The organism is Geomicrobium sp. JCM 19037, assembly GCF_000698105.1.
Taxonomy (GTDB): Bacteria; Bacillota; Bacilli; order Bacillales; family Marinococcaceae; genus Geomicrobium_A.
The window spans coordinates 19157-40689 of the sequence record NZ_BAWZ01000033.1 but is presented as its reverse complement, the minus strand read 5'-3'; the positions used below and the strand labels follow the sequence as shown (position 1 = coordinate 40689).

Below are 21533 nucleotides of genomic sequence, written 5' to 3'. Positions count from 1 at the left end.
GCCGTGTACGAGTTATTCTTTTTTATGTCGCTGAACGAAGCGAGCCATTCTCTCCATCGCTGTCTGCAGGGCATCCATTGATGTCGCATAAGAGCAACGAACATGACCTTCTCCACCTTCACCGAACACAGAGCCTGGAACGACGGCTACTTTTTCTTCTCTTAACAATCGCTCTGCAAATTCGTGATCATCCATGCCTGTAATGTCTACAGAAGGAAATGCGTAAAATGATCCGCCTGGCATCTCGCAAGATAGCCCCAACTCATTTAATGAGTTAACGATATAGTTTCTTCGACCATGGTAGCTTTTCACCATCGTTTGTACGTCATTTTGTCCGTTACGCAAAGCTTCTAATGCACCGTGCTGCGCTTGTGTCGGTGCACACATAAGTGTATACTGATGAATCTTTAACATTGCGGCTGAAATGTCAGCAGGGGCGCAAACAAAGCCTAGTCGCCACCCTGTCATTGCAAAAGCTTTGGAAAAACCAGAGATGAGAATCGTCCGATCTTTCATTTTTTCAAGTGCTGAAAAAGCAGTATGGTCTTGATCATAGCTCAACTCGGCATAGATTTCGTCTGAAAAGACGAGAAGATTATGCTGCTCTACAATGGACGCAATGTTCTCCAGCTCTTCACGACTCATCACCGCTCCTGTCGGATTGTTTGGAAACGATAGGATAACAGCTTTCGTCTTATCCGATATCGCAGCTTCTAACCGCTCGGGAGTCAGTTTAAAATCGGTCGATTTGTCCGTTAACACTGGAACAGCTGTGGCTCCTGCAAGCTCAATGAGTGGACTATAGGAAACAAAGGACGGTGTAACGACGAGCACTTCGTCACCGGGATCGATCGTCGCTCGGATCGCAAGATCAATCCCCTCACTCGCGCCGACAGTGACAATGATTTCTGAATGTGGTTGATAGCTTACCGAAAAAGATTGTTGCAAATACCCAGCGATTGCTGACCTTAATTCAATTAGACCCGCATTGGCCGTATAAGAAGTAAACCCTTGTTCTAAAGACGTCATACATGCCTCACGAACGTTCCACGGGGTAACAAAGTCAGGCTCACCTACACCTAATGAGATGCAATCGTCCATCGTTGAAGCAAGCTCGAAAAAACGGCGAATGCCTGAAGGCTCAATTCGAGTGACGGCTTTTGATAATCTTCCGGTTTGTTGCTGAACTTCCTGCACATCTTTCATGGAGAGACCACCATTCTATGGTCTTTTTCATCTTCACTAAAAACAACGCCGTCATGCTTATATTTTTTCAATCGAAAATGTGTTGTCGTTGATAACACTGCTTCGAGTGTTGATAACTTATCGGATACGAACCGAGCAATTTCTTCCATCGTTTGTCCTTCAACCATCACAGATAAATCGTAAGTTCCAGACATTAAGTATAGTGCACTCACTTCTGGAAAACGTTGGATGCGAGCAGCAACCTCATCGAAACCTACCCCACGCTGCGGAGCGACTTTCACATCGATCATTGCGGCCACATGGGCATCTTTTTCAATGCGGTTCCAATTCACAACCGCTCCATAACTAAGAATGATCTTGTCTTGCTCCAGACGCTTAATGGTTTTTTTGACGGTTTCTTCGTCTTCATTTAACATCTTCGCTAGTACTGATGTATCAATTCTGCCATTCTGCTCTAAAATACGTAATAATGCGGCTTCTTGCTCTTTACTCATCGTTCACTCCCCTTGTATCGTTAAGCTATCTTTAATTGTCATATTATCTTATCACAGTTCGGAAATGTCGTGTTTGGAGGGAATTATGAAACCACGTTTAGCACTGCTTATCATTGATATGATGAATGACTTCCAATTTGAAGAAGGGGATGAACTTGCTTCTTCTTCGGTCACGATCGCCAAAAAATAGCTACTTTAAAAAAAGCAGCTAAAGAGCAAGCCATTCCTGTAATTTACGTGAATGATAATTACGGAAGGTGGCAAAGTGATTTCAATGAAGTAATCCAACATTGTAAAAATGCCAGCTCTTCTGCAGAGCAGATTATACAGTGGCTGCAGCCAGAAACTAGCGATTACTTTGTTTTAAAACCGCAGTTCTCTGGCTTTTTCTATACACACTGGACCTATTACTACGGGAATTGGATGTCCGTTCTTTACTCATCACAGGTATTGCAGGAAACATGTGTGTGCAGTTCACAGCGAGTGACGCATACATGAGAGGGTTTGCACTGAATATTCCAGAAGACACGACCGCTTCGTCCACAGTTGACCAACATGAGCGCTCGATTGACATGTTTAAGGATGTGCTAGGGGCAGATACAACCGCTAGTGATCAATTAAATTTCATCCATCTGCTCAAACGAGCAGACGAGCACTATGCAAAAACGAATTAAAATAGCCCTGAAATAACACCGTCATCACTTAGATCAATCTGCTCGGCTGCCGGTTGTTTTGGTAAACCAGGCATGGTCATGACAGCCCCAGTAACGACGACAATAAATCCTGCACCTGCACTCAACTTCACATCTCGCACACTAATAGCAAACTGTTCCGGAGCTCCCGTTAGTGTGCGGTCATCACTAAATGAATATTGGGTTTTGGCAATGCAGACAGGTAGTTCACCAAAACCTGCGCTTTCAAATTGCTCAATCTTTTTCAAGACTTGTGCCGACCATTTTACGTCTTTGCCCCGATAAACACTCTCAACAATGGCCTGCACTTTTTCGGTCATCCGGTCTTCATTTTTGTATGTGTACGTCAGTTTCGACGTTTCTGTTTCCACAAGATTAATGACAGCTTGTGCCAATGGTTCTACACCTTTTCCTCCTTCTGCCCAACCATTTGATATTTCGACTGCGTACCCGTGATGCTTACAAAGACTGCTAACCTTCTCAAGCTCTTCATCCGTGTCGGTTGGAAAACGGTTGATTGAGACAACCGTAGGAATGCCATACACGTGCGTCATATTATCCAAATGGCGGAGAAGGTTTGGCATGCCTCGTTCAAGAGCAGAGACATCTTCTCGGTCTAAGTCAACCTTTTCTACTCCACCGTGCATCTTCAGGCTCTGACTGTAGCGACAACCACTGCCGCTGCAGGTGTAATGCCAGACGTCCGACATTTAATATTCACAAATTTCTCTGCGCCAAGATCGGCACCAAACCCTGCTTCTGTCACCGCATAATCCCCGAGCTGCATCGCTGTCTTTGTAGCAATTACAGAGTTGCACCCATGTGCAATATTCGCAAACGGCCCTCCGTGAATAATGGCTGGGTTATTCTCAAGCGTTTGGACGAGGTTCGGTTTAAATGCATCCTTCAAAATTGCAGCCATTGCACCTGCAGCACGTAAATCACCTGCCGTCACCGGTTTACGGTCATAAGAAAAGCCAATTACAATACGTTCTAACCTCGTTTTTAAATCGTTTCGATCTGATGCTAAACAGAGAATCGCCATAATTTCTGATGCTACCGTAATTTCAAAACCGTCTTCTCTAGGGATACCATTCGTTCTGCCTTGCAACCCACTGACAACATGGCGTAGTTGCCGATCGTTCATATCTACACATCGTTTCCATGAAATTGATTGGGGTTGTATGTCCAATTCATTTCCTTGGTAAATGTGATTGTCAATCATGGCAGCGAGTAAATTGTTAGCTGCACCAATCGCATGTAAATCACCTGTAAAATGGAGATTGATATCTTCCATAGGAACCACTTGACTGTGCCCTCCGCCAGCTGCCCCACCTTTCATTCCAAAAACAGGACCAAACGATGGTTCTCTTAGCGTAATGACTGTTTTTTGCCTAGACGATTCAGCGCATCACCTAGCCCAACTGTTGTCGTTGTTTTTCCTTCCCCTGCAGGTGTTGGCGTGAGCGCGCTGACAAGAATCAACTTGCCCGCTTTGCCTTTATGTACAAGACGATCATTAATCTTTGCTTTATGTTTTCCATATAACTCAATGTCTTCTTCTTGAAGCTGCAATTTTGCAGCAATGTTTAAAATGTTTTCCATCTTAGCATTGTAAGCGATTTCAATATCTGAGTTCCCCATCGTATCATCCTTTCTTATTGGTGTACCATTTTTAGTATAACGAAGCTGTCCTCGTTCTGAAAGGTGATTTTTCATATCGCAGTTTTCACCTTAAAGCATAATTCAGCTGCACATGGTAGGCATGCCAAAAGAAAAGACATGAAGTGAACACTTCATGTCTGCGAACTAAAATACCGTTTCTAATGTTTGACGATCTTGTTGTAACCAGTAATTCATCCACTTCTTCGCTTCGTCCAAGTCATGTAGCTTTGCTTGACCGCACTCCAGCTCCGTTGCAGCTGGAACGTAATCATATTCTAGACCCTTTTGAATCGTCTTCTCCAAAATATCAATGATTTCTGGCACCGTCGCTTTGCCGTCAACAATAAGATAAAAACCTGTCTGACAACCCATTGGTGACAAGTCAATGATCTCAATATGATCGTAGGGCTCTGCAAATTCGCGAATGTGGATAGCTAACAAATGTTCCAACGTGTGGATTTCTGGTGGATTGAGGTTGGTAATATTCGGTTGAGCGAAGCGAATATCAAATTTGTGAACAACACCATCGGTACCGACGTGCTGTACGCCTGCCTGACGGACATACGGCGCTTTCACTTTTGTATGATCAAGCTCAAAGCTTTCGACTCGTGAACTCATATTGATCATCCCTCCATAAAGTAATACGTACTTTTCATTCTACGTAACTGCACGGTCTTGCGCAATCATAAAACATTACCATAAAACAGAAGGAAGCTCTTCTTCAACTGCTAATTCTACACCGATGGCTCCGAGTACACTACCGAGTGCCTGTGTCCAAGCACCAAACGTATCCAAGCGTGACCCATCCCCACCTGCCAACTCTTTTTTTGAAGAAATAATTTGGATGACATTCCCCGTAATTTCAATTAATAAGCCGTAAAACACAAGAATGTCCGGTTTGGTTTTCTCTAAAGGCACAAGGTCAGTTAGTATAAGGCTACCGCCTAATGCTTGCAGACCATTACCTTGAATGTTGAAGACAAGATTATCTTCTTCAGACACGTCACGTAACAATCCTTGAAGAATTGTCAAGTTCCCGATGGTTAACAGTGTCGATCCTACTTTTTCGGCCGGTTCATCTTCACTTATTAGTTCCACAGCGAGCGCATCTCCACCCGCTTGTAATGATACGCCCACCAATTCAAGTTGTTCGCGCCGCTCATCCGTTAAATCAAATCTTTCCGTACTTGCCACAGCTTCTATAATTGTACCAACTGCCACCGTCCACGCAGCAAAAACTTCAGACCTGCTAGACATTGCGAACCCCTTTTGAATCGTTTTGCCAATAGCCTATGCTCGGGACAGGATTTCCGGTGACGATTATTTCTTAAAATACTGCTGGTCTTGAATGATATTTTTGGCTAAAACGACATCGTCAGTAATGAGGCCATCCACATTTAAGTCGAGCATTTGTCGAATCGTCTTCTTTTGGTTCACCGTCCAAATGTATAATGGCACGTTGAGATGATGAAGCTTTTTAACGTAGCGATAGTGACTACATACTACATCTACATCGACTGTTTGAAGTTTCTTTATTCGCCTTCGATCTCGAAGCCAGTGCCGCTTACTCCCAACAATTAGACCGGTAGTCACCCGAGCACTAGCAAGCCTCACCTTTTTCAAAACGGATAACTGGAACGAGGATACTAGCGTGCTTTCCATCACGCCATGTGTAGCGAGCACATTGACTACCTCATGTTCCATTTTTGTTTCTTTTAATTCAAGGTTCAATCGAATTCGGCCTTTACAGAGCACAACGGTGTCTTCTAACGTCGGAACGTCAAAGCCCTCTTCCTTTGCCAATTTACGCAATGCTGAGTACGTAAGGTGACGGATTTTCTTACCTTTAAATACCCGGTCATGAAAACATACCAAATGCCCGTCCGCAGTCATCTGTATATCTGTTTCGATATAATCCGCACCAACGACAATCGCTCGTTCGAATGCAAGAAGAGTATTTTCTTTAATTGTACCTTCACTGGCACCGCGATGAGCAATCACAATGGGACATTTTCCTTTCACCGATCGTGTCTCCCCTTCCATCCTTCTATAGCATACGTGTGAATTTCTTTATCGAGAAGAGTAATTCACAGTTTATACAAAAAAAGCTGTTGAATTTCAAGTAAAATCGTTGAGCAATATCTTTGACGCATTCAAAAATTAACGGTAATATTTAGATATACGAAATAAAGTGCAATCCCTCTGTTTTCTTCCTGATCGATTCTTCTTAACTCCTCACGAACGTGCACGGTTATTTTTTATGTACGACAAACGAAGGTGATCTCATTAAAACTGAAAAAAGAAATTTATTGATTATGTGGTTTGCCAACCTATTCGTTGGTGCCAGCATGACGATGGTTCTGCCATTTCTGTCTTTATACATTGATTCCTTTGGCGGATACACTCAAGAAGAGGTGCAACGTTGGGCTGGGCTTGTTTTTGGTGTCTCATTTCTTGTTGCTTTTTTAGTCTCTCCACTCTGGGGGAGGATTGGAGATCGATTTGGAAGAAAGAAGATTTTAATTGGTACAGGGTTCGGGATTGCTCTGTCAGTCTTTCTAATGGGGTATGTTCAGTCTGTTGAATCCCTCTTCATACTGCGCATCTTCATGGGGCTTGCGACTGGTTTTATTCCTGCCTCTATGGCGTTAATCTCTGCGCAAAGCGATAAGCGAACCGCTGGTCAAACGCTAGGCACACTCCAAACGGGTACTGTATCTGGCGGGTTGCTCGGCCCACTTATGGGTGGATTCATTGCCGATACTGTTGGAATGGAACTGACGTTTATTATTACTTCAACCGTACTCGCATTTGCAACATTGCTCGTCATTGTCGGTGTGAAGGAAGTTCTCTATCAGGAAAAAGGCGAATCGAACCGCAAGTACCATTGGAAAGAAGTGATTCGCCATATTAGTACGTCGCCGATGCTCATTGTCATTATGGTCGTTGCCCTGCTCGTTCAGCTCGTCAATTTTAGTGTGCAACCGCTTCTTGCCTTGTACGTTGATGCGCTAACCCAGACGGAGAACCTTGCTTTTATGGCAGGTATGGCTTTCTCTGTAACTGGCCTTGGTAACCTCGTCGCCACAAGAAAATGGGGACAAATTGGAGATCGTATTGGGCACGAAAAGATTATGTTGCTTCTCTTAATCTTATCGGGAATATTCTTCATTCCACAAGCTTTTGTTAGTGAACTATGGCATCTGATTGCGCTCCGTTTTCTCTTTGGTATTGCTGTTGGTGGCTTAATTCCTTGTACAACTGCTTACATTAGGCAAGTGTGTCCTCTTTCAATGCAAGGAGAAGTACTCGGATACAACCAAAGCTTCCGTTTTCTCGGTAACGTCATCGGCCCCGTGTCCGGTGGTTTTATCGCTGGTACCCTTGGCATTCCAGCAGTATTCATCATTACAGGCGCGCTGTTTTTCGTAGCCGCTCTTTGCTTAAAAGTTGTACTTTCCCAAAACAAAAAATCTGTCGATATGAATGTGAAACCGTCCGGTCCAGAAAAAACGACGTAGACGCTTGCCGCACAACAGTGAAGAGCTCTCATTGTTGTGCGGCTTTTCGCCTCTCGATTGTTAACCTTTTATAAATGATGGTTGACAATTAACTTTCTACTCGCTAAGCTGAAAACAGAAAGGGAGGTTGAGTATGCGCGCATATGACATGATTTTGGTCAGCATGTTTGTTGCCTTAATGAGCGTCGGTGCGAATATTACGAGTATGTTTCCATTTTTAGTCATATTTGGCGTTCCATTAACGTTTCAATCGTTCATTGCAATACTTACCGGTGCAATTCTAGGTAGCAAACGCGGCGCCTTAGCTATGGGCCTCTATGCACTTGTTGGACTTGCAGGCGCTCCAATATTCACACAATTCCACGGGGGGATGGGCATGCTCGTCCGCCCAACATTCGGGTTCGTACTATCCTTTATTGTGCTTGCATTTGTAGTTGGCAAGATAATTGAACGTAAGCAACATCCATCATTTCTTACATATCTCGTTGCGAGCATGGTTGGGCTTCTCATCAACTATATCATAGGAACAAACTGGATGTATGGGATGTATTCATTAGGCTTTCAAGCCCCGGACAACTTCACCTATTCCCTCGTTTGGTTATGGATGTTGTTGCCGTTTGTAAAAGACATTATTTTGACAATCATGGCCGCTTCAATTGCTTATAAGCTCGTAGCCATTCTTCCGCAAAGGACGGCATCAACCGCCAATTAATGTTTTTGATTTCCAACTTCTTTCTCATGTGTAGATGGGCATTGACTGTGTTATAATATGTAAATGCTCACCATCCAAACATTTACTTTGGCGGAGGCCGTCCATTTGTTTGAACTGGAGAAAGGACGTTGGCAAGAGTATGGAAATATTTATGAATTATCCTCTTTGGATGGCGATTTCTGCAATTGTGCTTGCACAGCTTGTTAAAGTCCCCATTGCCTTTATAGCCACTAGAAAAGTCGATCTCTCACTCATTACGAGTACGGGTGGCATGCCAAGTTCCCACTCCGCTGCCGTTACTGCACTGGCAACGACGATTGGGATTGAATATGGGTTTCATTCCAGCATGTTCGCACTATCAGCGATGTTTGCGATTATTGTGATGTACGATGCTACTGGTGTGAGACGACATGCAGGCTATCATGCCACGATGTTAAATCAACTCATGAATGACTTTAATAAACTGATCACCGAAGCAAAGAACTGGCAGAATAAAGAAGAAGTTGAGAAACGAGAAGAACTAAAAGAATTGCTCGGACACAAACCAATTGAAGTATTCTTTGGTGCCCTGCTCGGAATTATTTTAGCAATTACTGCATACAATTTCATAAATCCAACATTGTATTAAGAAAACACCCCGAAGCGAAAACCGCTTCGGGGTGTTTGTGTTAGATCGGGGGTGTGAAAACTTCTAATGCTCGATTTTCGTTAAGCGAATCAAACTCTTCTTCTGAAAGTGACCCTTCTCCGTATTGCATAATGTAGACATTAATGTCTTTTTTCCCCACTCATTATAGACGTCATTAACGGTTTCATAATAAAGATCAATAATTTCTCCTTGGATCGCAGATCCTGTATCTGCGACAACTCCGTACCCATACCCTGGGACAAATAGAATCGTACCAATTGGAAACACATCCGGATCAGCAGCAATTGTAGAATAGACATCCCGCGAAACAGGAACACCAGAAAACGTAATGCCGTATGCCGGATGACCAGGCTCTTTTCCAGTCGATTCGCTACCTGCGGTATAGCCCGTTGCGGTTACGTTCACCGCTGGAAACTCGTCCAGGTCAATATTGGCTTCAATTTGTGCAGCTGCTTCTTGTACCGTAGCATCGTCATCAAGGACTTCAGCGGCTTGGACTTGAGATCGTATCGCCCATTGATGAATCTCATCGTCACTCGCATTCACCTGTTTTCCTTGCTCGTCTGTCCAATCTTTTGTGGATATGCCCGTTAATTGTGTATACGTTACATATAGCGCACACAATACGAGAAAGGCCATGAGAATCCTTTTTAACCCCGTAGCATACTTGGACATGCAATCACCTGCTTTCTACTTACGACAGCATGCCCAATCTAGTCTTTCGTTATTCGCTGCTTGAAACAAAAATGACCTCACGGTCTTTAAAAACCGTGAAGTCATTCCTTATCCATGCCATGATGTTTAATCTAAAACATTTGATAGCCTCGCACGCGTAACATACGGATCGCAACACCAGCAATAATGGCCCCGATAAAACCTGACAATAAAATCACGATATCAGCAATTCTAAGCGCTGCAAATTCAGCAGGAATTGCAGAAAATGACTGAATCGGAGCAGTGAAATACTCTGTAAATGTGGCAGAATTAACGATCCAAATGACAATCACCGGGTAGATGACCGCCATCATCCACGTGGATCTTAATACCATGTTTAATAGGAATCCAATTCCAAAAAACAGAATTAAAAACAACATCATGGAAATGATTAATTGCGGCAAGCTCGTTATGCCCAAGCCGCTCACCTCCAACCTTCTTTCTTAGTGTACAAAAGCCCTCGATGATCGTCAATTTGCACACTGCCTGTTCATAAATTGTGCACAAATTAGCCAAGAATAAATCCGGAAGAGATCAATTCTCCTCCGGATGAATGAGTCCTAGAATGGGTTTCTCCCTTTTGTAAGAACAAGACCGATGCCACCAAGTTTCATGAGGTAGCGATTGTCACTCATATGTTTCATGAAATAGGCAGACCTACCGTATAGTTTCTTCCCTTTTAGGAAGGAAACATTCACAGTGCCCATCGCTTCTTTTCCGCCTAATGATGCAAGTGTCCCGAGAATTTCTGGCTTGAATGCGGAAGCCGATCCTCCCTTAATGAGAGACAAAATGTTCTCGGCAACTGCACTACCTTGTTGCATAGCAATTTGAGCGGTTGGTGGGAATGGTCTTTCTGTTTCTTCGTTAATCATTAACGAGCAATCTCCAATAATAAAGACGCTTTCTTCACCAGGTGCACGAAGATCTGGGTCGACTTTCACACGACCTCTCATCGCTTCAAATCCAGCTTCTTCGATGAGTGGATTTCCACGAACTCCCGTTGCCCAAACGATCGTGCTTGCTGGGATTTCCTCACCATCTTTAAGGATGACGAGGCTATCTTTCACTTCAGAAATTGGTGTGTTAATCTTAAATTCCACGCCCCGGTGCTCAAGCAAGTTCATAGCGTATTCGACCAGCTCTGGATCAAACCCTGGAAGCGCTGTTGGTGCTGCTTCTATCACGTACATCTTAACTTTTTCACGAGGTACATCATAAAACTCACAAAGTTTTGGCACGCGCTCGCTTAATTCTCCGATAAATTCAATACCAGTAAACCCTGCACCTGCAACAACAAATGTGAGGTCTTTATCATGATGAATGGATTCGTTTCGATATTTAGAGAATTGGAACTCAATATGATCTTTGACTTCCCGTACACCATCAATTGTCCACTTGTGGTAAGAGTGATCAAACACGCCTTCAACACCAAACGTTTCGGCTTTGGCTCCAACCGCAATGACGAGATAGTCATAATCAAACACTTGACCATCTTGGAGTGTGACTTTCTTTGCTTCTTTATCAATGCTTGAAACTGTGCCTTGGACGAACGATGAACGATTCGAGTTTAACACCTTTTCAATTTCAATTCTTGCGTCATCTGGCTTCATTGTGCCTGCAGCCGGCTCATGCAACCACGTCGTTTGGTAATGATACTTATGCTTACTAATTAGCGTAATGTGCGCCTCTCCAGACCCCATCTTCTTCTGAAGCTGACTTACTGCCATCATTCCACCGTAACCTGCTCCGAGAACAACAATTTGTGGTTTTTTCGCCACGGTACTCACGTCTCCAATCCATTGGTATGTCCAGTTGTTTTTGAGTATGTGATTACTTTCACATACTCAAACAAATTAATGTCGTTAAACGTTCACATTTCTACACTCTTTATTATAGCCAGTTGCCGCACACATTTCAATACACAAATCACTTTTTTGCAGAACTTGTCGCAAAATGTCTCGTATGCTTTTATTTCCCGACACACCGATGCAATGTTATAATGGTAAAGTTGTTTCGTGTAATCATATTCTTGGAGGTGTACGCTCGTGGAAGACCATTCTGTCGAACTTTACGACATTACAATAATAGGCGGAGGCCCAGCAGGTCTTTTCGCTGCTTTTTACGGAGGTATGCGTCAAGCAAAAGTAAAGATCATTGAAAGCATGCCTCAGTTAGGCGGTCAACTGTCCGCATTGTATCCAGAAAAATACATCTATGATGTTGCCGGCTTTCCTAAAGTGGGTGCACAGGAATTAGTGGACAATTTGCTAGAGCAAATGCAAATGTTTGATCAAACCATTGTGTTAGACCAAACGGTTAACATGGTCGACAAGCTAGCAGATGAATCATTTCGCATTGAAACCGACAAAGATGTCCATTACTCCAAAACCATAATCATTACCGGTGGTGTCGGTGCATTCCAACCGAGAAAACTTGCCGTTGAAGAAGCCACTCAGTATGAAGGTAGCAATTTGCACTATTTTGTGAACAATTTAAGTGCTTTTAAAGACAGAAACGTTTTAATCTGTGGGGGTGGAGATTCTGCTGTTGACTGGTCACTCATGCTTGAAAAACAAGCGAATGTGACCCTCACGCATAGACGAGATAAGTTCCGAGCACACGAACATAGTGTTTCTGAACTTCAAGACTCCAATGTAAATTTACTCACCCCTTTTGATATTCAAGAGTTGCGCGGTGATGGAAGGCGAATTGAGCAAGTCGTATTGCAAGAAGTCAAAGGTGAACGTCAAGAAATTATTGATGTAGATGATGTAATTGTTAATTACGGGTTTGTCTCTTCGCTTGGTCCAATTAAAAACTGGGGACTCGATATTACGAAAAACTCGATTCTTGTTAACACAAGAATGGAAACAAACATCCCAGGGATCTATGCTGCAGGTGACATTACTTCTTACGAAGGAAAAGTAAAGTTAATTGCCTCAGGTTTTGGTGAAGCTCCTACAGCCGTGAGCAATGCAAAAGCCTATATTGATCCAAAAGCAAGACTTCAACCTGGACATAGTTCACATATGTTTTAACACCAAACGCTCGAAAATTATTTTCGAGGCGTTTTTTCATGACAAAATACAAATTTCGGTTTATATTATTAGTACATTTGATCGATTCCTTAAGTCACCATAGATTGGAGGAGCTTCGCATCCAACACGATGATAACCATAAGCTAACATTTGTTCACACAGCACAAGCGTATTTACGTATTAGCTCAATTCAAGATGAACCGACTACGACAAGAGAAACTGTCATTTGGATTTCTTCGTTTAACTGGGACCGATTAGAATTCACCTCATCACTTCATCTTCCAGAAAGAAGTGATGTCCACTATGCCATCACCGTTCGTTTTATTGAATTGTTCACCTTGTTTGGCCATATTGAAAAGCGTTCCTTATCCAGCCCAACATACACATACACCTTTCAGTTAAAAGCCAGTACCTCACAAGCACTACTAACGAAACACCTATTAGATATTAAAAATGACCCTATCTTTAAAGCCGTTGGGTTCCACCCAGGAATTGATTGCATTGTTAACTGACCGTTTCATACCCAATACAAACAACGGCAAGATCATACCTTTTAACCTAGCATGTGGAATGAGGGGAGTACCGACAAACAGTTTCTATACATATAGTGCGCCAGCTCATTTGTTGCAAAAAAACTGTCCACACCACAATGTGTAAACAGTTTTTTTATCCTTCATTTTCGGTAATAATCTTCCGAATAAATTCCTCTTGTTCATCCTCTGTGTGCGACTCATCGAAAAAGGTCACCAAATAGCTATAACCATTAAGCGTCCATTGATAACTTCCGCGAGGATTCGTTGTACTTTCATACACTGTGTGATCAGCAATTGTATGTTCGATACGATCGGATTCATCTGACATTTGTACGTCTTGATTAAACACTTGAAGATCAATGATCGTATCGCCTTCATACGTACCGTAAATCGTCTCTGTTGCAAGCTCAATGCCCTCTTCTTCTGCTAAATCTTCAAGTTCCGTCGATGGTGTGTCCGATGTAGCAATTCCATAACTCATATATAGAATTTCTAAACCTTCAGATTCCTCTATATAAATCGATAGTAAGTCGTAGTCGTTATGCTCAGGAATTGTCATCGTAAAGGCTGTCTCGTCAAGACGTTCTTGGGCTTCACTTCCTCCACTATTAGAAGTGGAGGAGCAGCCCACTGCTAATAAACTCATCAATACAATAAGCGAAAATTTCATTTGTACACTCCTCAAAAAAAAGAGGCGAGTCACTCGCCTCTTTACATCGGTTTAGCAATTCTCTGGGTTGCCGGCATTTTGCGCCGTTCTAAACGAGGCTCCGCAACCGCAATTTGCAATCGCATTCGGATTATCAATCGTAAACCCGCCACCCATCATATTTTCTTTATAATCAATGAGTAAACCTTCGACAATCGGTTTGCTCTCTTCATCGACAATGACATCAATGCCAGATTGTTGGAAATGAACGTCGTCATCATTCGGATTAGCATCAAAACCAAGTCCGTACGAAAGACCACTACATCCGCCACCTTTTACTCCAACCCGCAGTAAAAGCTGGGTTTCCTTCTTCTTCTTTCATTGACTTAATTCTTGAAGCTGCCGCTTCTGTAATCGTGATCATGTGTCTTCCTCCTTCCAAGGCTCACAAATCATGAGATTACATGTATTGTAACAAAAGACGAGCATTCAATCCAACAGACGTCTTCTCGATTAACATGTTACCCAATCGGAGCGACGTCGGGGTTGTCTGGTTTCGTCTTCATCATATTGGAATGACGTGTGTCTATTTGGCGGCTATAATGCATAACGAGAGGATGGGCAAGTCCATGCTGTTCGGCAGCAGTGACCATCTTCGCACGCAACATCTCCAGCTGTTCATAGTCGGCATGTTTCTCTTGAGCCATGCGATACTCCTTCCTGCTCAATCGCCTGAGCATATCCTTCTGTGAGATGCATTTTCTTTATTTCTTCATTCTACTAAAAAAGCTAGAGAGAAGCAAAACATTCCGCAAATCTTTCGAAAATTTTCATACATATAAATTTAGGGAGACACTGTCACTTTCCAATTCTTACTGCGGAATGTATAATAGATGAGGGAAACGACCGTATTTTCCATCACCGCTGTTTTACGAAGGAGGTTTTTATATGGCTATACTGCTGAACGACCCAAAGCTATCTGCCATTAGTGAAAAAGTCAGAAACGGTGAACGATTGACAATTGAAGACGGCCTTACTTTATACAATACTCCCGACTTGTTATCTGTTGCTCAACTTGCCAATGAAGTAAATCAACAGAAAAATGGTGACAATGTATACTTCATCGAAAATATGTACATCAATCCAACGAACGTATGCGAAGCAAGCTGCTCCTTTTGTGGATTTAAGCGTAAACCTGGGGAAGAAGGCGCTTATACGATGGACTCAGATGAACTGCTTCGATACGTAAATGAACGTTGGAATGATAATATTAACGAATTTCACATCGTGGGTGGCCACAATGTGGATGTGACTTTTGATTATTACTTAGACACCATTCGCACACTGAAGAAGAATTTCCCAAATACAACGGTAAAAGCCTACACAGGCGCAGAAATAGAGTCTTTGCTCGTCATGCAGGTCTAACGATGCGTGAAGTGTTAGAAGAACTTATTAAAGCGGGTCTTGATACACTACCTGGTGGCGGTGCAGAAATTCTTACAGAGAGATATCGTGCGAAGATGAGCCTGACAAAGCTTCAACAGATGAATGGCTAGAAGCTCATGAAATTGCACATGATCTTGGACTTCGCACGCATGCAACGATGCTTTATGGCTCGATCGACACTTATGAAGAACGACTCATTCATATGGATCACTTCGTCAACTCCAAGATAAAACAAACGGGTTTATGGTATTCATTCCACTAGCCATGCAGCCCCGTAAGCAAAGTGCCGGTTTAACGAGGCGTACATCTGCATTTGATGATATGCGCACCATTGCAATCTCACGTCTTATGCTAGATAACTTTGATCACATTAAGGCGTATTGGATTAATATTGGACCTCAGCTTACTCAAATGGCGCTCACGTACGGCTCTAGTGATATCCACGGGACGTTAATTGAAGAAAGAATTTCACATTCAGTAGGTGCCTTAACATCCCAAGGCATTACGAGAAAAGAACTGATCCACATGATCAAGGGTGCAAACAAAACCCCTGTAGAGCGTGATACATTCTACAACGTCATCAAAACTTACTAATAATTGCTTTTCTAAACGACCGGGGAAATCTCGGTCGTTTATTATAATTGGCTTAACATCGAAAACAATGATATGATAAGGGGTAGCGACTTTACAGCCAACAACGTGTATACGTTTAGGATACATTCTACATTGAAAGGAAGATGACGCTTGATTACTTGTGAAAATGTCGGGCTAAGATACGGGGATAAGAAATTATTCCAAGAAGTAAACATCCAGTTCAACCCAGGCAATTGCTATGGTCTAATTGGCGCCAATGGCGCGGGGAAATCCACATTCCTCAAAATTCTCTCTGGAGAAATCGAATCCCAAGATGGGCATGTGCATTATGCGAAAGGCCAACGTCTTGCTGTACTAAAGCAAGACCACTTTGCCTATGAGGAATATGAAGTTTTAGAAACGGTCATTATGGGTCATAAACGCCTATACGAAATTATGAAAGAAAAAGATGCAATTTATATGAAGCCAGACTTTAATGATGAAGACGGCATGCGCGCTGCAGAGCTTGAAGGTGAATTTGCCGAGATGAATGGGTATGATGCTGATAATGAAGCAGCCCAACTTTTAAATGGTCTTGGCATTGGTGCAGAATATCATTATAAGAAAATGTCAGAGCTTGAAGGTGGAGAAAAGGTCAAAATTCTTCTCGCTCAAGCACTATTCGGCAGCCCTGACATTCTCCTTCTCGATGAGCCGACAAACCACTTGGACATTCAAGCGATTCATTGGCTTGAAGAATTCTTGATTAATTTCCAGAACACTGTCATTGTCGTATCTCACGATCGCCATTTCTTGAATAAAGTATGTACCCATATTGCTGACATTGATTACGGCAAGATCGAACTGTTTGTCGGAAACTATGATTTCTGGTATGAGTCTAGCCAGTTGGCAAGAAGAATGGCGAAGGATCAAAACCGTAAAAAAGAAGAGCAAGTGAAAGAACTGAAAGAATTTATTGCGCGCTTTAGCGCCAACGCTTCCAAATCAAAGCAAGCCACATCTCGAAAGAAAACGTTGGACAAAATTGAACTTAACGACATTAAACCGTCTTCCAGAAAAACACCATATGTCGCATTTAAGCCTGATCGCGACATTGGAAACGACTTGTTAACCGTTGAGAACTTGTCAAAGACGGTTGACGGGAAGAAAGTTTTGGATAATGTTAGCTTCACATTGCAGCCTAATGAGAAGGTCGCTTTTGTCGGAAGTGAAGAAACCGCAAAAACGACGCTGTTCCAAATTCTATCAGGTGAACTTGAACCGGATGAAGGAACGTACAAATGGGGTGTAACAACGAGCCAATCGTACTTCCCGAAAGACAACTCAGCGTTTTTTGAAGGTGTTGATCTAACACTTGTTGACTGGCTTCGGCAGTACTCGCCAGAAGATCAGACAGAGAGCTTTATTCGAAGCTTCCTCGGTCGCATGCTCTTTAGTGGTGAAGAAGCGTTGAAAAAAGCTAAAGTATTGTCAGGTGGAGAGAAAGTACGTTGTATGCTTTCAAAAATGATGCTTAGCGGGTCTAATGTTCTCATCTTAGATGAGCCAACGAACCACTTGGACCTTGAAGCGATCACAGCAGTGAACCACGCACTGATTGACTTCAAAGGATCCGTGCTGTTCTCCTCTCACGATCATCAGTTTATCCAAACTGTTGCAAACCGTATCATAGAGTTCACACCAAATGCGGTGCACGATAAGCAAATGTCTTACGATGAGTATTTGAAAGAAATGAACCTCATTGAACAATCCTAAAATGACGATAACGGCTGGCAAAGGGATAAAAAGCCCCTTCGCCAGTCGTTTTTTATTTCGATTTGCTAACTTTCTACGCTCGACGTAAAGAAGTTGACCTCCTTTTCCGTCCACCAATTGGCTTTACTTCACGAGAATACCGACTTAAAGCGACTGCCACTTAAGGACGATCAGAGCATTTATGTGACAATGGCAATATTCCCCCACTCGGTCTTGCACGTAACTGGAAACAGATCTCCCACCTCTCCAGTGCAGTAACCCTTCTTTATTACAATAATGTTACAACATTAATATAAATGTAATATTTCGAGTTTATACATTTGGCTACCGGGTATAGATAAGTAAGGCCAGAAAGAAAAATCATTAGAAAGGGGCAATACTGATGAAACCGCTCATGCTTGTAGCAATGGGAGTAACGGCTTTTACACCGATTGCCGCTGATGACACTAACGAAGAGACGACACCATTCACTGCCGACACATTTGAAATGCAGCCTGAGGAGCTTGTCGAAGAATTATCTCTCGTTCAAGAACATACGATGGATATTCTAATGACAGATGATTACGCGTTCCTAGATGGGAGCTTGAAAACTTCTATACACCTGAGCTTTCAGCAACGCTTCATCACCAATGGAATGAAGATGCTTATATTCAGCCGTTTCAATGGGAAGATTACACCATCGTTGACCAACTTCTTCATAATGATGTTGAAGAAGTAACTGTTACGACTCCACATTGGGTGGACGGAGAACAAGTTGCGACCGTTGACGTTACAACTTCGTCTATTGAAGATGGAGCAGGAAATCGCGCATATTTCGATGAAACGTATGAGTTTATTTATGACCAAACGACCGGGAACTTCCTTATTACTGACATTGTCATTGAACAAACGTGGTAACTAAACTTATTAAAACTAACACGATACGAAACGACCTGAACTTTATGTTCAGGTCGTTTTTACTTTTTTAACAGAGTGTTCAACATCTTATTACGAAATTTAAATCCCCTCCATTTGTACTCAACACTTGTTGTTTACAATGTAACTAGAAAACTTATTGGAGGGATGCAACGTGGTTACATTTTCAATCATTGGAGACTTACACTATTCAATTGGTGAAAGCGAATCAGAAGAAATGATGGAACTAAAGAATCGTTTTTTCCAACACTTCCTAACTGAATTTTTCTCCTTACAATCTGATTTTCACGTGTCTATTGGTGACCTCACACATCACGGGAAGCGAGAGGAAATACAAAGTATATACGCAAAAATCAATCATTTATCTGCTAGCTTTCAACATGTACTAGGAAATCATGATCTCTATGAGCTGACTAAGGATGAAATTGCACAGCTTACAGGTAAGCCACGCTATCATGCCTATTCTTGCAGTGAAGGGCGCGTTATCCGCTTGGACTCCACACGTGAGAAGCGCCCAGATAACTGGAGTGGTGTTATTGACAATGAGCAGTTTTATTGGCTGAAACAAGAAATAGACTCCCATCAAAATGAACCACTCATTATTTTCTCTCATCACCCTCTCTACAACACAACAACACGTTCAAGTGAGTTTAACGGTTCTATTATTAAAGAAGACCCCATCCACGAATTACTCCAAAATCATAAACCAGGCGGTTATTTTTTCTGTGGTCATTGCCATACCCACTCGATTTGTCGAGAAGATAATTGGTGCTACATTCAGACAGCTGCAGTTTATGATCACCCCGTTATCAGAACGGTCTCCATAAAAAATCGTACATTAAAAACCACACTCCATGAAATTGATGATATTGAACTGAAGAAAAATGCTAAGAAAATACACGATAGCTTGTATGAAAAAAATACACCTTTTGATCCTTATGGGCATTTTACAGATCGTTCCCGTAAACTCGTACTCATTTAGGAGGCATCGCGCGATGGCAAAAATCACATTTCATAATATCACGAAAAAATTTGGGGATGAAACCGTCATCCCTACTATGAACATGGAGATAAAAGATGGCTCATTTACTGTGCTCGTTGGTCCTTCAGGTTGTGGAAAATCAACGACTTTACGTATGATTGCTGGTCTTGAAAAGCAGAGCAGCGGAGATATCTTCATTGGTGACCGCTGTGTAAATGATATCTCAGCAGGAAAACGAGACGTGGCCATGGTCTTTCAAAATTACGCGCTATATCCAACAATGACTGTTTGGGGAAATATAGAATTCGGATTAAAAAACAGAAAAATACCTAAATACGAAAGAAAACAACTGATTGAGGAAATCACCGAGATCGTTGGGCTGACTCCGTATTTACACAAAAAACCACAAAAATTATCTGGTGGACAACGTCAACGTGTTGCCCTTGCACGAGCGATGGTAAAAAAACCAGAAGTATTCATACTTGATGAGCCGCTTTCAAACTTAGATGCCAAACTCCGTCATCAAATGCGGGCTGAACTTGTCCAGTTACACAAGAGGCTAGGAACGACTTTCATCTATGTTACACACGATCAAGTTGAAGCGATGTCAATGGCAGACGAAATCGTTTTGCTCGATAAAGGTGAAGTCCAGCAGATTGCTGCCCCACTTACGATGTATGACTACCCTGAAAATTTATTTACCGCACAATTTATCGGTACACCCCCCATGAATATTATTGACACAACAATGCTGCCCGCAGCGACATGGAAGAAAAGCACACCTACTAAAATTGGGTTTCGGCCTGAAAAAATAATGCTTGCACCTCAACCGAGCCCTATGCACTTCTCACTGCCCTGCACCGTCCTTACTCGTGAAACACTGGGCACAGAAATCATTTACCAACTCGACACCTTTGCCGGCATCTTATTTGCAAAAACTTTTCAACAACCAATAATCAACTCGAAAAGCCTTTACTTAACTGTGAAAGAAGAAGATATTTACTCCTTCAAGAAAAACAATTCATGCATTGCACCCCCTAAAGGAGTCGATCGAGAAATAAAAGGAATCGTCCAATGAACCACTTATGGATGGCTCTCCGGCCGTATACGATGATCGCGCCCGCATTGATTGTTTTTTGCTGTTTTTTATCTATCCAATTGGCTATATGGTATATCTAAGTTTTCATGATTGGAACTTCGTAAGTCCCGATAAAAACTTTGTAGGGATGAATAACTATCGTGAATTATACGATCATCCAGAATTTCTCCAATCTGTGGAGAACACCGTCATATTCACATTATTAAGTGTGGGGATCACTACGGTTATTGCACTTTTGCTTGCACTTTGGATCAACAAACCAACGAAGCTATATGGATTTGTACAAGGCGCAATTTTCAGCCCCCACATTATCTCTCTTGTCTCCATTGCTATGCTTTGGATGTGGTTAATGGACCCGCAATATGGGTTATTAAATTGGCTCCTTGACCTTTTTGGACTACCCCAATCAGAATGGTTAGCTTCCCCAGACACTGCACTGTATTCCTTAGTCATTGTGGCTATTTGGAAAAGCGTCGGATTTAATACACTTATTCTTATCGCCGGTCTTCAGAGCATACCTTCGTACCTTTACGAAGCTGCCGAACTTGACCAATCAAGTCCATTTACATCTTTTTTAAAGATCACATTGCCGTTAATTTCACCAACGCTCTTCTTTCTAGTAATTATTAATGTGATCAGCAGCTTTCAAGTGTTCGAAACGATCGACATTATGACGCAGGGCGGACCTTTAAATTCAACAAGCACCCTCGTTTACTTCATATATGAATATGGGTTTCGTTTCTTTCAGCTTGGCTATGCTTCTGCAGCTGGGGTCGTACTTCTTATCGTACTTTCAATCTTTACCGTTCTTTACTTCTTACTCGTTAGTCGTCGCGTTCATTATCAATAAAAGGCAGTGGTTGTCG

General features: G+C 42.4%; 22 protein-coding genes and 4 pseudogenes. 14 read left to right on the top strand and 12 right to left on the bottom strand.

Going from position 1 to position 21533, the window contains the following annotated elements:
• Nucleotides 1–12: 12 nt before the first annotated feature.
• Both JCM19037_RS16705 and JCM19037_RS16700 read right to left on the bottom strand, forming a co-directional pair.
• Complete coding sequence (locus tag JCM19037_RS16705; RefSeq protein ID WP_042403150.1) at nt 13–1206, bottom strand: aminotransferase; 1194 nt, start codon at nt 1204–1206, stop codon at nt 13–15.
• Entirely contained in the window at nt 1203–1700 is a 498-nt protein-coding gene (locus JCM19037_RS16700; RefSeq protein WP_042403148.1) for an Lrp/AsnC family transcriptional regulator, read from the bottom strand. Before JCM19037_RS16700 ends, JCM19037_RS16705 begins: the two co-directional genes overlap by 4 nt.
• Before the next feature lie 237 nt (nt 1701–1937).
• On the opposite strand from JCM19037_RS16700, the gene JCM19037_RS28710 reads away from it, so the two are divergent.
• Nucleotides 1938–2198: a hypothetical protein gene (locus JCM19037_RS28710; protein WP_255357933.1), complete on the top strand. Its 261-nt coding sequence runs from the start codon at nt 1938–1940 to the stop codon at nt 2196–2198.
• A complete protein-coding gene (locus JCM19037_RS28705; protein WP_052363982.1) occupies nt 2120–2374 on the top strand; it encodes a cysteine hydrolase family protein in 255 nt (84 codons plus the stop codon). Before JCM19037_RS28710 ends, JCM19037_RS28705 begins: the two co-directional genes overlap by 79 nt.
• Here JCM19037_RS28705 and JCM19037_RS16690 read toward each other — a convergent pair.
• The 4 genes and pseudogenes from JCM19037_RS16690 to JCM19037_RS16675 all read right to left on the bottom strand — a co-directional run bounded on the left by JCM19037_RS16690 (nt 2371) and on the right by JCM19037_RS16675 (nt 6079).
• Nucleotides 2371–4036, bottom strand: a pseudogene (locus JCM19037_RS16690) (formate--tetrahydrofolate ligase). The gene JCM19037_RS28705 and the pseudogene JCM19037_RS16690 sit on opposite strands and share 4 nt — an antisense overlap.
• 165 nt (nt 4037–4201) lie before the next feature.
• On the bottom strand, nt 4202–4684 hold the full coding sequence (locus JCM19037_RS16685) for an S-ribosylhomocysteine lyase (protein WP_081829383.1): 483 nt from the start codon (nt 4682–4684) through the stop codon (nt 4202–4204).
• Nucleotides 4685–4750: 66 nt separating this feature from the next.
• Nucleotides 4751–5314, bottom strand: coding sequence for a hypothetical protein (locus JCM19037_RS16680; protein WP_042403144.1), 564 nt, complete (start codon nt 5312–5314; stop codon nt 4751–4753).
• A gap of 63 nt (nt 5315–5377) precedes the next feature.
• Entirely contained in the window at nt 5378–6079 is a 702-nt protein-coding gene (locus tag JCM19037_RS16675; protein ID WP_042403142.1) for a glycerophosphodiester phosphodiesterase, read from the bottom strand.
• A 293-nt stretch (nt 6080–6372) separates the two neighbouring features.
• On the opposite strand from JCM19037_RS16675, the gene JCM19037_RS16670 reads away from it, so the two are divergent.
• The 3 genes from JCM19037_RS16670 (at nt 6373) to JCM19037_RS16660 (ending at nt 8918) form a co-directional block, all read left to right on the top strand.
• Complete coding sequence (locus JCM19037_RS16670; RefSeq protein ID WP_042403168.1) at nt 6373–7578, top strand: MFS transporter; 1206 nt, start codon at nt 6373–6375, stop codon at nt 7576–7578.
• Between the two features lie 133 nt (nt 7579–7711).
• Complete coding sequence (locus JCM19037_RS16665; RefSeq protein WP_042403140.1) at nt 7712–8290, top strand: biotin transporter BioY; 579 nt, start codon at nt 7712–7714, stop codon at nt 8288–8290.
• Between the two features lie 139 nt (nt 8291–8429).
• Nucleotides 8430–8918, top strand: coding sequence for a divergent PAP2 family protein (locus tag JCM19037_RS16660; protein ID WP_042403138.1), 489 nt, complete (start codon nt 8430–8432; stop codon nt 8916–8918).
• 40 nt (nt 8919–8958) lie between these two features.
• Here the strand turns inward: JCM19037_RS16660 and JCM19037_RS16655 are convergent.
• The 3 genes and pseudogenes from JCM19037_RS16655 to JCM19037_RS16645 all read right to left on the bottom strand — a co-directional run bounded on the left by JCM19037_RS16655 (nt 8959) and on the right by JCM19037_RS16645 (nt 11434).
• Nucleotides 8959–9614 (bottom strand): annotated as a pseudogene (locus JCM19037_RS16655) (3D domain-containing protein).
• Between the two features lie 131 nt (nt 9615–9745).
• Nucleotides 9746–10066 carry a YuiB family protein gene (locus JCM19037_RS16650; RefSeq protein WP_255343686.1) on the bottom strand — a complete coding sequence of 107 codons (321 nt, stop codon included), beginning with the start codon at nt 10064–10066 and terminating at the stop codon, nt 9746–9748.
• A 147-nt stretch (nt 10067–10213) separates the two neighbouring features.
• Nucleotides 10214–11434, bottom strand: coding sequence for an NAD(P)/FAD-dependent oxidoreductase (locus tag JCM19037_RS16645; protein ID WP_152549116.1), 1221 nt, complete (start codon nt 11432–11434; stop codon nt 10214–10216).
• Between the two features lie 267 nt (nt 11435–11701).
• On the opposite strand from JCM19037_RS16645, the gene JCM19037_RS16640 reads away from it, so the two are divergent.
• Entirely contained in the window at nt 11702–12694 is a 993-nt protein-coding gene (locus tag JCM19037_RS16640; protein WP_042403135.1) for an NAD(P)/FAD-dependent oxidoreductase, read from the top strand.
• A gap of 38 nt (nt 12695–12732) precedes the next feature.
• On the top strand, nt 12733–13206 hold the full coding sequence (locus tag JCM19037_RS16635) for a hypothetical protein (RefSeq protein ID WP_042403133.1): 474 nt from the start codon (nt 12733–12735) through the stop codon (nt 13204–13206).
• A gap of 154 nt (nt 13207–13360) precedes the next feature.
• On the opposite strand, the gene JCM19037_RS16630 is transcribed toward JCM19037_RS16635, so the two are convergent.
• From JCM19037_RS16630 to JCM19037_RS16625, 3 genes and pseudogenes are all read right to left on the bottom strand, one after another.
• Nucleotides 13361–13897, bottom strand: a complete 537-nt coding sequence (locus JCM19037_RS16630; RefSeq protein ID WP_042403132.1) for a hypothetical protein — start codon at nt 13895–13897, stop codon at nt 13361–13363.
• A gap of 51 nt (nt 13898–13948) precedes the next feature.
• Nucleotides 13949–14300, bottom strand: a pseudogene (locus JCM19037_RS24555) (HesB/IscA family protein).
• Between the two features lie 97 nt (nt 14301–14397).
• Nucleotides 14398–14583 (bottom strand): Spo0E family sporulation regulatory protein-aspartic acid phosphatase, encoded by a 186-nt coding sequence (locus JCM19037_RS16625; protein WP_042403129.1) that lies wholly within the window; start codon nt 14581–14583, stop codon nt 14398–14400.
• A 241-nt stretch (nt 14584–14824) separates the two neighbouring features.
• Here JCM19037_RS16625 and mqnE point away from each other — a divergent pair.
• The 7 genes and pseudogenes from mqnE to JCM19037_RS16595 all read left to right on the top strand — a co-directional run bounded on the left by mqnE (nt 14825) and on the right by JCM19037_RS16595 (nt 21517).
• A pseudogene (mqnE, locus tag JCM19037_RS16620) lies at nt 14825–15916 on the top strand (aminofutalosine synthase MqnE).
• A gap of 150 nt (nt 15917–16066) precedes the next feature.
• Nucleotides 16067–17671 carry an ABC-F family ATP-binding cassette domain-containing protein gene (locus tag JCM19037_RS16615; RefSeq protein WP_042403127.1) on the top strand — a complete coding sequence of 535 codons (1605 nt, stop codon included), beginning with the start codon at nt 16067–16069 and terminating at the stop codon, nt 17669–17671.
• 382 nt (nt 17672–18053) lie between these two features.
• Complete coding sequence (locus JCM19037_RS16610; RefSeq protein ID WP_042403125.1) at nt 18054–18389, top strand: hypothetical protein; 336 nt, start codon at nt 18054–18056, stop codon at nt 18387–18389.
• A 20-nt stretch (nt 18390–18409) separates the two neighbouring features.
• A complete protein-coding gene (locus tag JCM19037_RS25945) occupies nt 18410–18568 on the top strand; it encodes a hypothetical protein (RefSeq protein ID WP_193744792.1) in 159 nt (52 codons plus the stop codon).
• A gap of 172 nt (nt 18569–18740) precedes the next feature.
• Nucleotides 18741–19568, top strand: coding sequence for a metallophosphoesterase (locus tag JCM19037_RS16605; RefSeq protein ID WP_042403123.1), 828 nt, complete (start codon nt 18741–18743; stop codon nt 19566–19568).
• A gap of 13 nt (nt 19569–19581) precedes the next feature.
• Nucleotides 19582–20646: an ABC transporter ATP-binding protein gene (locus tag JCM19037_RS16600; RefSeq protein WP_042403121.1), complete on the top strand. Its 1065-nt coding sequence runs from the start codon at nt 19582–19584 to the stop codon at nt 20644–20646.
• Between the two features lie 7 nt (nt 20647–20653).
• Nucleotides 20654–21517, top strand: a complete 864-nt coding sequence (locus JCM19037_RS16595; protein WP_238544771.1) for a carbohydrate ABC transporter permease — start codon at nt 20654–20656, stop codon at nt 21515–21517.
• Nucleotides 21518–21533 lie beyond the last annotated feature (16 nt).

Bases quoted from the DNA above. Each gene is read 5' to 3' on its own strand.
- JCM19037_RS16705 (WP_042403150.1), bottom strand. From the start codon at position 1,206: ATGAAAGATGTGCAGGAAGTTCAGCAACAAACCGGAAGATTATCAAAA.
- JCM19037_RS16700 (WP_042403148.1), bottom strand. From the start codon at position 1,700: ATGAGTAAAGAGCAAGAAGCCGCATTATTACGTATTTTAGAGCAGAAT.
- JCM19037_RS16685 (WP_081829383.1), bottom strand. From the start codon at position 4,684: ATGATCAATATGAGTTCACGAGTCGAAAGCTTTGAGCTTGATCATACA.
- JCM19037_RS16680 (WP_042403144.1), bottom strand. From the start codon at position 5,314: ATGTCTAGCAGGTCTGAAGTTTTTGCTGCGTGGACGGTGGCAGTTGGT.
- JCM19037_RS16670 (WP_042403168.1), top strand. From the start codon at position 6,373: ATGTGGTTTGCCAACCTATTCGTTGGTGCCAGCATGACGATGGTTCTG.
- JCM19037_RS16665 (WP_042403140.1), top strand. From the start codon at position 7,712: ATGCGCGCATATGACATGATTTTGGTCAGCATGTTTGTTGCCTTAATG.
- JCM19037_RS16660 (WP_042403138.1), top strand. From the start codon at position 8,430: ATGGAAATATTTATGAATTATCCTCTTTGGATGGCGATTTCTGCAATT.
- JCM19037_RS16635 (WP_042403133.1), top strand. From the start codon at position 12,733: ATGACAAAATACAAATTTCGGTTTATATTATTAGTACATTTGATCGAT.
- JCM19037_RS16630 (WP_042403132.1), bottom strand. From the start codon at position 13,897: ATGAAATTTTCGCTTATTGTATTGATGAGTTTATTAGCAGTGGGCTGC.
- JCM19037_RS16625 (WP_042403129.1), bottom strand. From the start codon at position 14,583: ATGGCTCAAGAGAAACATGCCGACTATGAACAGCTGGAGATGTTGCGT.
- JCM19037_RS16610 (WP_042403125.1), top strand. From the start codon at position 18,054: ATGAAACCGCTCATGCTTGTAGCAATGGGAGTAACGGCTTTTACACCG.
- JCM19037_RS16600 (WP_042403121.1), top strand. From the start codon at position 19,582: ATGGCAAAAATCACATTTCATAATATCACGAAAAAATTTGGGGATGAA.
- JCM19037_RS16595 (WP_238544771.1), top strand. From the start codon at position 20,654: ATGGATGGCTCTCCGGCCGTATACGATGATCGCGCCCGCATTGATTGT.